Here is a 12,448-nt window from a genome sequence, read left to right as displayed (position 1 = left end):
GAACGCGCGTCGGGGAAACGCGCTGACCTAAAGTGTCAGAGGTGATGCCTTGCGCCGGCCCCATCCGTCTGCCCCGTGAGCCGCGCCAAGGACCAGCGCGTAGCCTGCCAGGAAGGTGCAGAACAGCATCAAGAAGATAAACTCCGCCATCGGTCAGGCACTCACCGCTACCTGACCGTCATCAAAGGCGGGTTCCGGATCGTGCAACACATACCCGCAGCCCCAAACGGTTTCGATGTAGTTTTCACCCCCTGTGGCCGTTGCCAGCTTCTTGCGCAGCTTGCAGATGAAGACATCGATAATCTTAAGCTCGGGTTCGTCCATTCCGCCGTAAAGGTGGTTGAGGAACATCTCCTTGGTCAGGGTCGTCCCCTTGCGCAGGCTCAAAAGCTCCAGCATTTGGTATTCCTTGCCAGTCAGATGCACCGGCTTACCGTCGACATCGACCGTCTTGGCATCCAGATTCACATTGATCATTCCGGTTTTGATCATCGACTGCGAATGCCCCTTCGAACGCCGGATAATAGCGTGAATACGCGCCACCAACTCCTCACGATGGAACGGCTTGGTCAGGTAATCGTCGGCACCGAATCCAAAGCCTTTGAGTTTGTTCTCGGTGTCGTCGGCACCTGATAGAATCAGAATCGGTGTATCCACCCGGCTCATGCGCAACTGACGCAATACCTCGTGCCCGTTCATGTCCGGCAGGCCGAGGTCCAGAAGAATCAGGTCATAATCATACAGCTTTGCAAGGTCGATGCCCTCTTCGCCCAGGTCGGTGGTATAGACGTTCAGGTTGGCATGGGTCAGCATCATCTCGATGCTTTTCGAGGTTGTCGGATCGTCTTCGACGAGCAGGACACGCATTCGGCTTCTCCGCAATAGGTTTGTTTGAAATAAACGTGGACAAAAATGGTTAACCACAAGTTACCGCTGACAAGAAACTTATTCTTTCTCCTTAAAGTTGTCTATATTTTTTTAGAAACGTGGTCTTTAAGGCCTCTTCTCCATGATCGCTAACCGCTGACACCCATTCGAAAAACTCGTCCTGGCTCAGATCATAGCGCTTCAGCGCGTCATCCTTGGAAATAAGACCATAAAGAACGCCGCGCACAACTGCCGCCTTGCGGCTGGCCACCCACCGGATCGTGGTTTTCGGTGGGAGATCGGCCCGGGTCATTACCTGGCCGTTCGGCAGGTTCACCGCTCTTGGCCCTTCGATTTTCTTGAGATACATCGTCTCAACCTCGTCTTTGCACCTTGCCTTGATGCACAAGCGACCCTTAATGCCGGGTGAAACCACATCTTGAGAGTATCTAGGATTTTCCTATATTCCGTGGGAACTCCCGCAAACACGCGATCACCTTCCCGGAGACATCCATGCCGCTCGACGCTTCACCGCCGCTCAATTCGCTGGGCTTTGCCAAGCCACCGTCGGAAACCCGCGTTGTCGTGGCCATGTCCGGTGGCGTCGACAGTTCCGTCGTGGCCGCGCAACTGGCCGAGGAAGGCTATGACGTGGTAGGCGTCACCCTGCAGCTTTATGATCACGGCGCGGCGCTGGCCAAGAAGGGCGCCTGCTGTGCCGGGATCGACATCCACGACGCCCGCCGCGTGGCCGAGGAGATGGGCTTTCCGCATTACGTTCTCGACTATGAAAACATCTTTCGTGAAACCGTGATCGACGAGTTCGCCGACAGCTACCTTGCCGGTGCCACCCCGGTGCCATGCATCCGCTGCAACGAGCGGGTCAAGTTCAAGGACCTGCTGGAGACCGCCAAAGATCTCGATGCCGATTGCATGGCGACGGGGCACTACATCCAGCGCAAGATGGGCCCGAACGGCCCGGAACTGCATTCGGCCACCGACGCCGACCGCGACCAGTCCTATTTCCTGTTCTCCACCACGCCAGAGCAACTGGACTATCTGCGCTTCCCGCTGGGCCATCTCGCGTCCAAGGACGAAACCCGCGCGCTAGCGGCCAAGTTTGGGTTGCCGGTAGCGATGAAGCCCGACAGTCAGGACATCTGTTTCGTGCCCGACGGCAACTATGCCAGCGTGATCGAGAAACTGCGCCCAGGTGCGGCCGAGCCGGGCGAGATCGTCGACATGGCCGGCAACGTGCTGGGCAGCCACAAGGGCGTGATCCACTACACGATCGGCCAACGCCGCGGCCTTGGCATCGGTGGGCTTTCCGACCCACTCTACGTGGTGAAACTGGACGTGGACGCCAAACAGGTGGTGGTCGGCCCAAAAGAGGCACTCTCAACCCGCATCATCCCGGTGCGCGAGATCAACTGGCTGGGCGACGGTGGGTTCGAGGACGAGGTCGAGCGTGAAATCTCGGTCAAGGTCCGCTCCACCCGACCACCCCGCCCGGCGATCCTGCGCCCCACCGGCCCGGATACGGCCGAAGTGGAGTTGCTGACCCCCGAGGAAGGCGTCTCGCCGGGGCAGGCTTGCGTGTTCTATGAAACCGACGGCACGCGGATTTACGGCGGCGGCTGGATTCACGCAGGCTGAACTGCTCGTCCACCCTCACAAGCGGTCTCGCACGAGACGGAACGTCAGGACCGGCGAGTGGTTACTCTTCCATCTCTTTGATCATATCTACCCTTGTCCCATGTCGACCGCCTTCGAATTCGGAGCCCAGGAAAGCCTCGACAATCGACAGGGCAAGCCCCTCACCCACCACACGCGCACCCAGCGACAGCATGTTGGCGTCATTATGCGCACGGATCATCCGGGCTGAGAACTCGTCAGAACAGACACCACAGCGGATACCCTTGACCTTGTTTGCCGCCATCATAATGCCCTGACCGGTGCCACAGACGATGATGCCGAACCGGCATTCCCCGGAGGCTACTTTCCGGGCCGCCGCCTCGCCATGCTTGGGGTAATGGGTACTTTCCGGCGTCGTCGGGCCGATATCGACCACTTCCCAGTCCAAGGCCTCGACCTGTTTGGCAATCGCCAGCCGCAGATCAATGGCAGCGTGGTCGCTGGAAAGAACAATGCGCTTGTTGTCTGTCATGTGGTTATCCCGTTCCCGTTGGTCGCTCGATGGCATCATCGCCTTGCGATAAGGCCTTCATATTACCGTCAAGTGCAACGGAGTTCGAACGACAAAGCGTCACGCCTGCCCGGCGCCACGGAGTGTCTAGAAAACCGGAATGAGAGTGCATTCCGCAAAGTACACAAAACCGGCATTGCAGAGTTTGGCGTTAATCTGGACCGCCTTTCAAAGCTTTCGAAATGATCCGGGCCACGGCGGGTTCAATTGTTAGATCGTCTTCGTCATATTCGATCTCTTCCCAATCCAGCTTGTCCTGCAACATCAAGGGCCAGTATTCCGCGCGCGTGTTGAACTCTTTTGCCACGTCCCAAAACTCGTCAAGTTTGTAGCTCGCCTTGTCCTCTTCGAACCAGATAATCCCGGCATCCTGGGCCCCACATACGCTGCGCAGAAAGGCGATTGTGCTATCGAAGGCAATAAAAGTTTTTTCACTGAGGGGCGCTATCGACACGACAAGCGGCGTAGCTCCTTCGCTCGCCAGAAAGGGGGCCGTATCCAAATCCAGCCCTTGGTCCCCCCGGAATGCCAATAATCTGTCCGTCACCGGCAGGTCTGAGCGTGCAAAACTCTCCTCAGTCGAGATGATTATCGAATCCCAAGGGTACCATTCAAAATCCAGAAATACCGCCGCCGCCCACATGGACATACTACTTCTCTGGTTCGTACCATTGTAATTCCAATAGAGCGCTTGGAAGTCTTCCGCGATTGGCACGCCGAACTCCGCAAGCCGTTCCAGACCTTGCCGCCCCTTGCGCGACCTCTTGATGAAATTGGCGATCCTGCGGTTATGGCTTTCGTGAAACACTTTCACCTTCGCGATGCAGGCGCCAATCTCTTCGAGAAGTGATTTGTCAGGTTCAACCATTTCAGAATATCCATCGTACTCGACCTTTGGCTTCAGCCCTAACTTGAGATCATGGCATTCACCACCACGTAAGCGTCCGGTCAAACTCTCAACGCCCGCGCACCGACCAGCGCACCGTGGCAGAAAACAGCGAAGCAATCATGAAAGCGCTTAAGCCGGGTTACCCCAAAGTCGCCAGCGCCGGGAACTGTTCCAACAGCCAATAGCTGAAGGTTGAAAAGCCACCGGTCAGCATCAACAGCCCGATGGTCCACAACAACAGCCCCATGACCCGCTCGATCTGCTCCATGTGGCGCTTCATCCAACCCATCAGCCCGCTCAGGCGCGGCAGGAAGGCCGCCACCAGCAGGAACGGAATGCCAAGACCCGCCGCGTAGATCGCCAGCAGAACCGTGCCCCGTGTCACATCACCTTCATTGGCGGCAAGCGACAGGATCGCGCCCAGCTGCGGGCCGATGCAGGGCGTCCAGCCAAAGGCAAAGGCCAGACCAAGAATATAGGCGCCAAAAGCGCTACCGCCCCGGTCCCCCGCATCCATCCGCGCCTCGCGGTCGAGAAACCCGATACGGTAGATACCAACGAAATGCGCCCCGAAGATCATCACCAGGATGCCTGCAATGGTGTTGAACCAATCCTGATATTGCAGAAACATCACCCCCACCGCAGAGGCGGTGAAGCCCAGGAACAGGAAAACGGTCGAAAGCCCCAGAACGAAGAAGAGCGCCGGCAGGATCGCCCGGTTGCGCCCCTCGCTCAGGTCGGTGAGCGACACGCCGGACATGTAAGCCAGGTAAGGCGGCACGATCGGCAAGACACAGGGGCTGAGGAACGAGATGATCCCCGCCACCAGCGCCACGAACATCGCGGGTAACAGACCCGCGTCGATGATTTCGATTCCAAACATGCCTCTGATGTAGGCCAATCCCGTCCCGGCGTCACGCGCCCAAATGTCACAAAGCCGTGGACGGGCGGTGTGCCCTGCCTTAAATCCGGGTCATGACTGATAACAGCTTTCTCGACACCCGCAGCCTGCTTTGCCCCCTGCCCGTGCTCAAGGCGCGCAAACGACTGCAATCCATGGCCGCCGGTGACGAGCTTTCAGTGCTGGCCGACGACCCTGCGGCGGTGATTGACATGCCGCATTTCTGTACTGAACAGGGTCACACCCTTGTAGGGATGTCCGAACAGGACGGTGCCCAGCTCTACGTCATCCGCAAAGGCTAGATTGAAGCGCTTGCCCAAAGGTTCGGTCAGGCTTCGGCTTCAAGCCACCACTCGAACACCTGGGCCACCCCTTCATCAGACCGAAAATATCCCGGGGGGTCTGGGGGGCAGCGCCCCCCAGCCGGTCGGATTGCGAACGCAATTCGAAAGTCTGCTCAAGGCCAGAGCGTGAACACAGCCCCCCTTTGAGCGTTCCGAACCAATTCCCAAAAGCAAATCGCCGCGGGGTGCAACCCCGCGGCGTTCCTGATCTTCCTGTTGCCAGGCTCAGCTCTTGCCCAACGACCACCAACCCTTGCGCTTCGGTTTGGGCGGCTCGTCTGCTTTGGCCGTCGCCACGGGCTCAGGGGCGGCGGCTTCCGCCATCGCCGGTGCCGGTTCAGGCTCGGCCGCAGGTTCAGGGGCCGCTTCGACGGGCGTTTGCGCCGCCACGGACTCTTCAACCTTGGGCTTTGCCTTGCGCGTCCGGCGCTTGGGCTTGGGCTTCTCTTCCACCTCGGCTTCGACCTCGGGGGCTGCCTCGATCACGGCGTCAGCACTTTCCTCAGCCGCCTTCGACTTGGCTGTGCGCCGGGTCCGCTTCTTGGGCTTTTCCGCTTCTGCTTCGGCTGCTTCCGGTTCGGAAGTGGTCTCTTCGGGTTTGGCCTCAACCACGGGGCCTGCGTCCTCGGTCGTCTTTTTCGTGCTCCGGCGGCGGGTCCGCTTGGGCTTGGCTTCCGCCTGTTCCTCGGCGGCCTCTTCCGGTTTGGCCTCCTCAGTGCCTTCGGTTTGGGCCTCGACCTCGGTCTCCACCTTCTTGCTACGACGACGCCTCCGAGCAGGCTTCTCCTCGGCTTCACCCTCAGTAGTCTCCGGGGCCTGCTGGGGCTGGGCCTCGGCTTCGCCAGCCTCTGTCGCAGCCTCTTCCTCGGCGCTGTCCTGCGCCTCCTGGGTCTCGCCCTCGGCACCACCCTGTGACGGTTTCCGGCGACGACGACGACGACGACGCTTGCGCGGTTTCTGTTCCTCGTCGCCCTCGGCGGCGGGGATGGCTTCGGCCTGGGCCTCTTCCTCGGCATTGCTGTCGATCTCTGCCATCAGCGAGGTATCAACTGAAACCACCGGCGCACTGGCTTCGGGAACAACCCGGGTGGCGGTCTTGAATTTCTCCAGCGCGAAATCGGGCGAGATCAGCATCGGATCGCCCTCAACCCGCACACTCAGACCATAACGCGCCTCGATCTGGGCGATGTGCTCGCGCTTCTGGTTCATCAGGAAGTTGGAAATGCCGACCGGGCATTTCACCAATACTTCGCGGGACCGCCCGCGGGTACCCTCTTCCTCGATCTGCCGCAGGATCGACAGCGCCAGGTTGTCATCCGAGCGGATCAGACCGGTGCCATGACAGGCCGGGCACGGCTGGGTCGTGGCCTCGATCATGCCAGGGCGCAGCCGCTGACGGCTCATCTCCAACAGGCCAAAGCCGCTGATACGGCCCACCTGGATACGGGCGCGGTCGGTTTTCAGCTTGTCTTTCAGGCGCTTTTCAACGGCGTTGTTGTTCTTGCGCTCGTCCATATCGATGAAGTCGATCACGATCAGACCGGCAAGGTCGCGCAGGCGCAACTGGCGCGCCACTTCTTCGGCGGCCTCCAGGTTGGTCTTGGTCGCGGTTTCCTCGATCGAGCCTTCCTTGGTGGCCCGGCCCGAGTTGACGTCGATCGCCACAAGCGCCTCGGTCACACCGATCACGATGTATCCACCCGACTTCAACTGAACCGTCGGGTTGAACATCGAGCTCAGGTAGCTTTCCACCTGGTAGCGCGCAAACAGCGGCATTGCCTCGCCATACTGCTTCACGTTCTTGGCGTGGGACGGCATGATCATCTTCATGAAGTCCTTGGCGATGCGGTAGCCGCGCTCGCCCTCGACCAGAACCTCGTCGATCTCGCGGGAATACAGATCGCGGATCGAGCGTTTGATCAGGTCGCCCTCTTCATAGATCTTCGCCGGCGCAATGGATTTCAGCGTCAGCTCGCGGATTTGTTCCCACAAGCGTTGCAGGTATTCATAGTCACGCTTGATCTCGGTCTTGGTGCGTTTGGCCCCGGCGGTGCGAACAATTAGACCCGCGCCCTGCGGTACGTCGATCTCACCGGCGATGGTCTTCAGCTTCTTGCGGTCGGCAGCGTTGGTGATCTTGCGGGAAATCCCACCACCACGCGCGGTGTTGGGCATCAGCACACAGTACCGGCCAGCCAGCGACAGGTAAGTCGTCAGTGCCGCACCCTTGTTGCCACGCTCTTCCTTGACCACCTGCACCAGCAGAATCTGGCGGACCTTGACCACTTCCTGGATCTTGTAGCGGCGCGGGCGCGGTTTGCGCGGCGGACGGATGTCTTCCTGGTCGTCATCATCGGCGACGGATTCGATCGATGCATCGCGATCCGAGGCCGCGCGCTTGCTTGTCTTGCGCTTGCGGCGCCCGCTTGGCGTGTCGTCATCCTCGTCTTCGTCGTCATCCTCACCGGAAGCCTCAACTTCGGCGTCGCCTTCGGCCGCGTCATCCTTGGCTTCGGTGGCTTCCTCTACGTTTTCAGCAGACTCACCGGTCTCCTCGACGGGCGCTTCAGCGACTGCGTCGGCGGCCTCGTCATTGGCCTCCTCTGTGTCTGCGGGGGCTTCTGCATCCGCTGCTTCGGCTTCAGCGTCTTCGTTGGGTTCCTCAACCGGGGTTTCGGCAACAAGGTCCATCGGTGAATGGCCTTCAAGCGTATCAGCGCCGGCTTCACCGCCTCCCTCATCCAGGTCGATGGTTTCCATGCCCGAAATCTGGCCACTATCCTCGGTGGCCTCGGGGGTTTCAACTTCCTTGGTCTCTACCGCGTCGCCATTGTCGGCCGACGCCGCCTTCGCGCGCGAGCGGCGACGGCGACGGGGTTTCTTCTCTTCTTCGTCCTCGCGCGCCTTCATCGCCTCGGCATAGGCGCGCTCTTCCTCCATCAGCGCTTCGCGGTCGGCAACCGGAATCTGATAGTAGTCAGGGTGGATTTCCGAAAAGGCCAGGAAACCATGGCGATTGCCGCCATAGTCCACGAAGGCCGCCTGCAGTGACGGTTCGACCCGGGTAACTTTTGCTAGATAGATATTGCCAGCAAGCTGGCGTTTGTTTTCGGACTCAAAGTCAAATTCCTCAACCTTGTTTCCGTCGACCACCACAACCCGAGTCTCCTCGGTGTGGGTGGCGTCGATAAGCATTTTCTTAGCCATGTTGTCCAATTGCACCGCAAAACGCCCCTGCGGCCAGGCGGCCCAGAGGTGGTGTTGCGGTGTCTATTCAGGGCAATGTCAGACGCGCGGCAGGTGCGAGCGTTTCCACCCCCTGCTCCGATACTCAATCGCGTCGCGCGCTTCATCGCGTTTCTTCTCCGACGCCCGCCTCGTTACCGGGTGGGCGCCCATTCAAAAGCCAGGAGCACCCATATACGCGGGTGGCAGGCTGTTCATCTGACCCTTTCTCAAGGGTCCAATCGGTCTGTTCACGTCATGCGGGTTAGATCCTGCGTCTGTCATGAACAGCGAAACTCTTGCGGCCGGTCACAAAAGTGACATCTGCCGTCTCTCTTACATAAGGCCATGCACGGGGCGATTACAATGCTGAAAACGGAACGGGCAGCAAAAAGCGCGCGCCCTAGATCGAGACAATCTTCCCGACAGCCCTCAGCCTGACGTGCCTTAGCGAGTCGACATTTCGAACCTCCGTCAAACCTGGTCTCCCGTACGGTATCGCGCCGATTCAACGCACTCGGTTCCTCCGGTCACGCACAGCGGGCAGTTACGCCACGCTCAGCCCAGCCCAGACCAGTCTTTCAAAAACTCGAGTCTCGATTAGATCACGGAGAATATATCAGGGGCGAGGTTTCGCTATATTGCGCCATGCGGAAATACTGGGCTTCGTAATTGTTTCCCATACCCGCGCCGTCGCAAAACCCCATCTGCATGTTAGATGTCCCGTCAATCCGGCCACCGGCGATGACGGACGCGCCTTGCACTCCATAGGCATTGGCCGAGAAAGAAATATCGCCCTGGGCAATCATCTGGCCTCCATAAAGTTGCATGTTGCTTGGAAAATCGATGCTGCCCAGGGTTGCAATCTGCGCATCACCGCCGTCGGCGCAATTGTCATCCCGGCCAAGCCGAATACCTGACGCACCGCCAATTGCAGCCGCAGTTGCATTCAGACTCACGATTGTCGCATTTTCAAGCGCAATGCCTTCACCGAAATGCAATTTGCAATTGGTAACGATCGCGACGCCGGACAGCAGGGTATCGTGGGCGATCGTGGCCTGCTGACCGTGGGAGGCGCAGTAGAGACCGTGAAGCCGCCCCGGAGTAAAATCTGACGCATCCAGAACACCATTTGGGTTGACAGAAAGCGGCTCCGCACCCGGTGTCAGGTAATCGCGAAAATGGGGCGAGGTTGGATTGCTGACCCCAAGGGCGATATCAGTGATGCGATCAAGAATATTGATGTGATAGCCGTTTTCACGCAAGGCAGGCTCAAGCCCATCGTTGTCACCAAAACCGCCGGACGGCGTGACAAGGTCTGCGATATCAGGCATCGAAACAATCACGTTTTTCTCGAACGTATTGCCGCTGGAGAGCGCGACATGCGTATTCGAATGCAGGCAGTACCCCTCTTTGAAAAGATTGCCCGATTGAATCTCGATGCGATCTTCGGCAACAAAACCCTCGCGCAAGCATGACGGAATGTAACTTTCGAAAATCACTGCGCGGGAGAGGTCGAATGTGTCGAAGCCAATCAAATCCAGCAAGATGTTGCGGACACTGTTTCCGCGCTCTGCCGTGCGATGAGCGTACACACGCACCGCTTCACGTTCGGAAGAGTCGACAGTGAAGACTCCGTTTTCGGGATCCCAAACTCCAAATTCGATGTCGGCGGATTGGATGGCATCACCGTTCCTACCCTGAGGAAGATTGGTTGCCGCGATTTCTAGTGCTTTGCTTTTGGCGGCACCGACGGAATGCAGCTCGCGGGTTACCAACGCGGCATGTGCCGCAGCCTCGGCTGCGACTTGCATATGAGTCCGTTTCGACATCGCCTTGTTGAAGTCGATGGCTATACCCGTAAATATCAGAGAAATTAGGAGGATTCCAAGGGCAAAGACAGTGCCCGTTCCGTTTTCGCCTTGAGCAATCCGCTTCATCCACATGCTCAAAATTCCAGAACTTGATCTGACGTCACCACAATTTGCTTGGACGTAAAGGCGTCTTCCATCAGGGTGAACGGCATAAGGTCGGTCACCGGAACGGCAAAAGTGGTTCTGATCGCCCCGCCCGTTTCGACAGATGTGATCGTTGGCGTCGCATTGAGGTAGGACAGCTTACTCAGGATATAGGCTTCGTTATCTTCCGTAGATGTGATGCGTTTTTGGGCATAAGCTCGGTTCGCATCCTGAACCACGCGCAGAATTTGAGATTCATGAAAGAAGACCATTGATACGTTCATCATGATCGCCATCATAATCACGAATATCGGCGTCCAGATCACGAATTCAATCGTGAAACTGCCCTCTTCGTCGCGCAGGAAAAGCTTACTTTTGTCAAGTTCCGCCATTCGCCCATACCACTCGGGTTTTTACTTTTTTACTACGGCGCGCTGTATTTACTACGGCGCACTGTGCACATTGACCTTACAAATCTTTCGGGCAATTTCGCGGCGAAATCATGGTATTTCAGAAACCCCTCCAGCGTTCAAGTATGGGGTCGACTGCACGGCTCATAGCACGCTAACCCTTTGTAATCATTTCGAACTGAATTTTTTTAGACCAGTTCTCTGATGGCAAGCGGGCAGGCAAGGACAAACTCGAATATGGCACCGAAAGAACAGACATGCGCTGTAGCAGTCGGCACCCTTGACGCGCAAACACTGCTGTTACAGGTAATCCGCCCGCTGCAGCCCATACTTCGCCATTTTCTCGTTCAGCGTTCGGCGCGGCAGGCATAACTCTTCCATCACGTTTGCAATGCTGCCCTTGTGGCGGCGCATCGTGTTGTCGATCAGCATCCGCTCGAACGCCTCGACGTATTCCTTCAGCGGCTTGCCCTCGGTGGTCATCACCGGCTGCATTTCCTCGTGATCGTTCATCAGCAGCGAGGTGATCGAGCCCGATCCGCGTCGCGATTGCAGCACCGCGCGTTCCGCCACATTGATAAGTTGGCGCACGTTCCCAGGCCAAGGCGCCTGCAACAGTTGCGCCGCCTCCTGGGCCGAAACCTTGGGCGCATCGCAGCCGTATTCCTCGGAAAACTGATCGGCCAGGCGGGTGAACAGAGTCAGGATATCCTCGCCCCGCTGCCGCAGCGGTGGCACGGTGATCTTGAGCGCCGCCAACCGGTAGTAGAGATCGGACCGCAAAGCGTCTTCGCTGGTCTTACCCTGTTCCTGCATATTGGAAATGGCGATGATCCGGGTTTCGGGTGGCGTGCCTTCTTCATTAATAAAACTCAGAAGCTTGCCTTGCGCGGCCTCGCTCAGCGTCTCGATGTCTTCCAGCACAAGCGTCCCGCCGCGGGCCTCTTCCACCGCCGGCAACTGGCTGTCCTCGGGCTGCATCGGGCCGAACAGGCGCTTCATAAGCACTTCTTCTTCAAAGGCCGAACAGCTCAGAAGAACGAATTTCTTGCCCGCCCGCGCGCCGACCGCGTGCAGCGCATGCGCCACCAGCGTCTTGCCGGTTCCGGTCTCGCCGTCGATCAGAACATGGCCGTCCGCCTGCCCCAGATCCAGAATGTCTTCGCGCAGCCGCTCCATAACCGGGCTTTGGCCGATCAGCTTCTTCATCAGCTGCCCGCCATCAGACAGCTCTTTACGCAGGGCTCGATTGTCCAGCGTCAGACGGCGCGCATTGGTGGCCTTCTTGGCCAGCTCGCTCATCCGATCCGGGTTGAACGGTTTTTCAAGGAAGTCGAACGCCCCCACTCGCATCGCCTCGACCGCCATCGGCACATCGCCATGGCCGGTGATCATGATCACTGGCAGGGCGCTGTCATTGCCCATCAACTTTTTCAGGAATTGCATCCCGTCCATGCCGGGCATCTTGATGTCGGAAATCACGATCCCCGGGTATTCCGGGCCAAGATTCTTCAACGCATCCTCTGCACTGGCGAATGTCTCGGTGTCATACCCCGACAGGGCCAGCCATTGGCTGATGGATTGACGCATGTCCTGTTCGTCGTCGACGATGGCGATTTTCATGGCTTTGGCCATGGGGTGATCCTCC

General features: G+C 58.4%; 12 protein-coding genes. 2 read left to right on the top strand and 10 right to left on the bottom strand.

The genetic code is table 11. The features are described 5' to 3' along the window. Positions 1 to 27 precede the first annotated feature (27 nt). The 3 genes from RXV86_RS05580 to RXV86_RS05570 all read right to left on the bottom strand — a co-directional run bounded on the left by RXV86_RS05580 (position 28) and on the right by RXV86_RS05570 (position 1,237). Positions 28 to 150, bottom strand: coding sequence for a hypothetical protein (locus RXV86_RS05580; protein ID WP_316298147.1), 123 nt, complete (start codon positions 148 to 150; stop codon positions 28 to 30). Between the two features lie 3 nt (positions 151 to 153). Continuing rightward, positions 154 to 867, bottom strand: a complete 714-nt coding sequence (gene ctrA, locus RXV86_RS05575; RefSeq protein ID WP_316298145.1) for a response regulator transcription factor CtrA — start codon at positions 865 to 867, stop codon at positions 154 to 156. A gap of 91 nt (positions 868 to 958) precedes the next feature. Further along, the gene (locus RXV86_RS05570) at positions 959 to 1,237 is read right to left on the bottom strand and encodes a DUF1153 domain-containing protein (RefSeq protein WP_316298144.1); all 279 of its coding nucleotides are present in this window, start codon (positions 1,235 to 1,237) and stop codon (positions 959 to 961) included. A gap of 143 nt (positions 1,238 to 1,380) precedes the next feature. Between RXV86_RS05570 and mnmA the strand changes: the two genes are divergently transcribed. Beyond that, positions 1,381 to 2,523 (top strand): tRNA 2-thiouridine(34) synthase MnmA, encoded by a 1,143-nt coding sequence (mnmA, locus tag RXV86_RS05565; protein WP_316298142.1) that lies wholly within the window; start codon positions 1,381 to 1,383, stop codon positions 2,521 to 2,523. Between the two features lie 61 nt (positions 2,524 to 2,584). Here mnmA and rpiB read toward each other — a convergent pair whose 3' ends face one another. The 3 genes from rpiB to RXV86_RS05550 form a co-directional block, all read right to left on the bottom strand. Next, complete coding sequence (rpiB, locus tag RXV86_RS05560; protein WP_316298140.1) at positions 2,585 to 3,034, bottom strand: ribose 5-phosphate isomerase B; 450 nt, start codon at positions 3,032 to 3,034, stop codon at positions 2,585 to 2,587. 190 nt (positions 3,035 to 3,224) lie between these two features. Continuing rightward, positions 3,225 to 3,941 (bottom strand): hypothetical protein, encoded by a 717-nt coding sequence (locus tag RXV86_RS05555; RefSeq protein ID WP_316298139.1) that lies wholly within the window; start codon positions 3,939 to 3,941, stop codon positions 3,225 to 3,227. Between the two features lie 160 nt (positions 3,942 to 4,101). Next, positions 4,102 to 4,845, bottom strand: a complete 744-nt coding sequence (locus RXV86_RS05550) for a cytochrome c biogenesis protein CcdA (protein WP_316298138.1) — start codon at positions 4,843 to 4,845, stop codon at positions 4,102 to 4,104. A 92-nt stretch (positions 4,846 to 4,937) separates the two neighbouring features. Here RXV86_RS05550 and RXV86_RS05545 point away from each other — a divergent pair, with 92 nt between their 5' ends. Then, the gene (locus RXV86_RS05545; protein ID WP_316298137.1) at positions 4,938 to 5,165 is read left to right on the top strand and encodes a sulfurtransferase TusA family protein; all 228 of its coding nucleotides are present in this window, start codon (positions 4,938 to 4,940) and stop codon (positions 5,163 to 5,165) included. A gap of 267 nt (positions 5,166 to 5,432) precedes the next feature. Here the strand turns inward: RXV86_RS05545 and RXV86_RS05540 are convergent, their stop codons facing one another. The 4 genes from RXV86_RS05540 to RXV86_RS05525 form a co-directional block, all read right to left on the bottom strand. After that, complete coding sequence (locus tag RXV86_RS05540) at positions 5,433 to 8,414, bottom strand: Rne/Rng family ribonuclease (protein WP_316298134.1); 2,982 nt, start codon at positions 8,412 to 8,414, stop codon at positions 5,433 to 5,435. A 623-nt stretch (positions 8,415 to 9,037) separates the two neighbouring features. Continuing rightward, complete coding sequence (locus tag RXV86_RS05535) at positions 9,038 to 10,372, bottom strand: TadG family pilus assembly protein (protein ID WP_316298133.1); 1,335 nt, start codon at positions 10,370 to 10,372, stop codon at positions 9,038 to 9,040. A gap of 8 nt (positions 10,373 to 10,380) precedes the next feature. Then, complete coding sequence (locus RXV86_RS05530; protein WP_316298132.1) at positions 10,381 to 10,782, bottom strand: TadE/TadG family type IV pilus assembly protein; 402 nt, start codon at positions 10,780 to 10,782, stop codon at positions 10,381 to 10,383. 318 nt (positions 10,783 to 11,100) lie between these two features. Next, positions 11,101 to 12,435 carry a sigma-54 dependent transcriptional regulator gene (locus RXV86_RS05525; RefSeq protein WP_316298131.1) on the bottom strand — a complete coding sequence of 445 codons (1,335 nt, stop codon included), beginning with the start codon at positions 12,433 to 12,435 and terminating at the stop codon, positions 11,101 to 11,103. Positions 12,436 to 12,448 lie beyond the last annotated feature (13 nt).

It is taken from the genome of Aliisedimentitalea sp. MJ-SS2 (genome assembly GCF_032586155.1).
Classification (GTDB): domain Bacteria; phylum Pseudomonadota; class Alphaproteobacteria; order Rhodobacterales; family Rhodobacteraceae; genus JAWHTC01.
This window is presented reverse-complemented; position numbering and strand designations above follow the sequence as displayed.

What these genes read in the sequence shown, in the direction of transcription:
- RXV86_RS05540 (WP_316298134.1), bottom strand. Translation starts at nt 8,414, where the DNA reads ATGGCTAAGAAAATGCTTATCGACGCCACCCACACCGAGGAGACTCGG.
- RXV86_RS05570 (WP_316298144.1), bottom strand. Translation starts at nt 1,237, where the DNA reads ATGTATCTCAAGAAAATCGAAGGGCCAAGAGCGGTGAACCTGCCGAAC.
- ctrA (WP_316298145.1), bottom strand. Translation starts at nt 867, where the DNA reads ATGCGTGTCCTGCTCGTCGAAGACGATCCGACAACCTCGAAAAGCATC.
- mnmA (WP_316298142.1), top strand. Translation starts at nt 1,381, where the DNA reads ATGCCGCTCGACGCTTCACCGCCGCTCAATTCGCTGGGCTTTGCCAAG.
- RXV86_RS05535 (WP_316298133.1), bottom strand. Translation starts at nt 10,372, where the DNA reads ATGAAGCGGATTGCTCAAGGCGAAAACGGAACGGGCACTGTCTTTGCC.
- RXV86_RS05545 (WP_316298137.1), top strand. Translation starts at nt 4,938, where the DNA reads ATGACTGATAACAGCTTTCTCGACACCCGCAGCCTGCTTTGCCCCCTG.
- RXV86_RS05555 (WP_316298139.1), bottom strand. Translation starts at nt 3,941, where the DNA reads ATGGTTGAACCTGACAAATCACTTCTCGAAGAGATTGGCGCCTGCATC.
- RXV86_RS05525 (WP_316298131.1), bottom strand. Translation starts at nt 12,435, where the DNA reads ATGGCCAAAGCCATGAAAATCGCCATCGTCGACGACGAACAGGACATG.
- RXV86_RS05580 (WP_316298147.1), bottom strand. Translation starts at nt 150, where the DNA reads ATGGCGGAGTTTATCTTCTTGATGCTGTTCTGCACCTTCCTGGCAGGC.
- RXV86_RS05550 (WP_316298138.1), bottom strand. Translation starts at nt 4,845, where the DNA reads ATGTTTGGAATCGAAATCATCGACGCGGGTCTGTTACCCGCGATGTTC.
- rpiB (WP_316298140.1), bottom strand. Translation starts at nt 3,034, where the DNA reads ATGACAGACAACAAGCGCATTGTTCTTTCCAGCGACCACGCTGCCATT.
- RXV86_RS05530 (WP_316298132.1), bottom strand. Translation starts at nt 10,782, where the DNA reads ATGGCGGAACTTGACAAAAGTAAGCTTTTCCTGCGCGACGAAGAGGGC.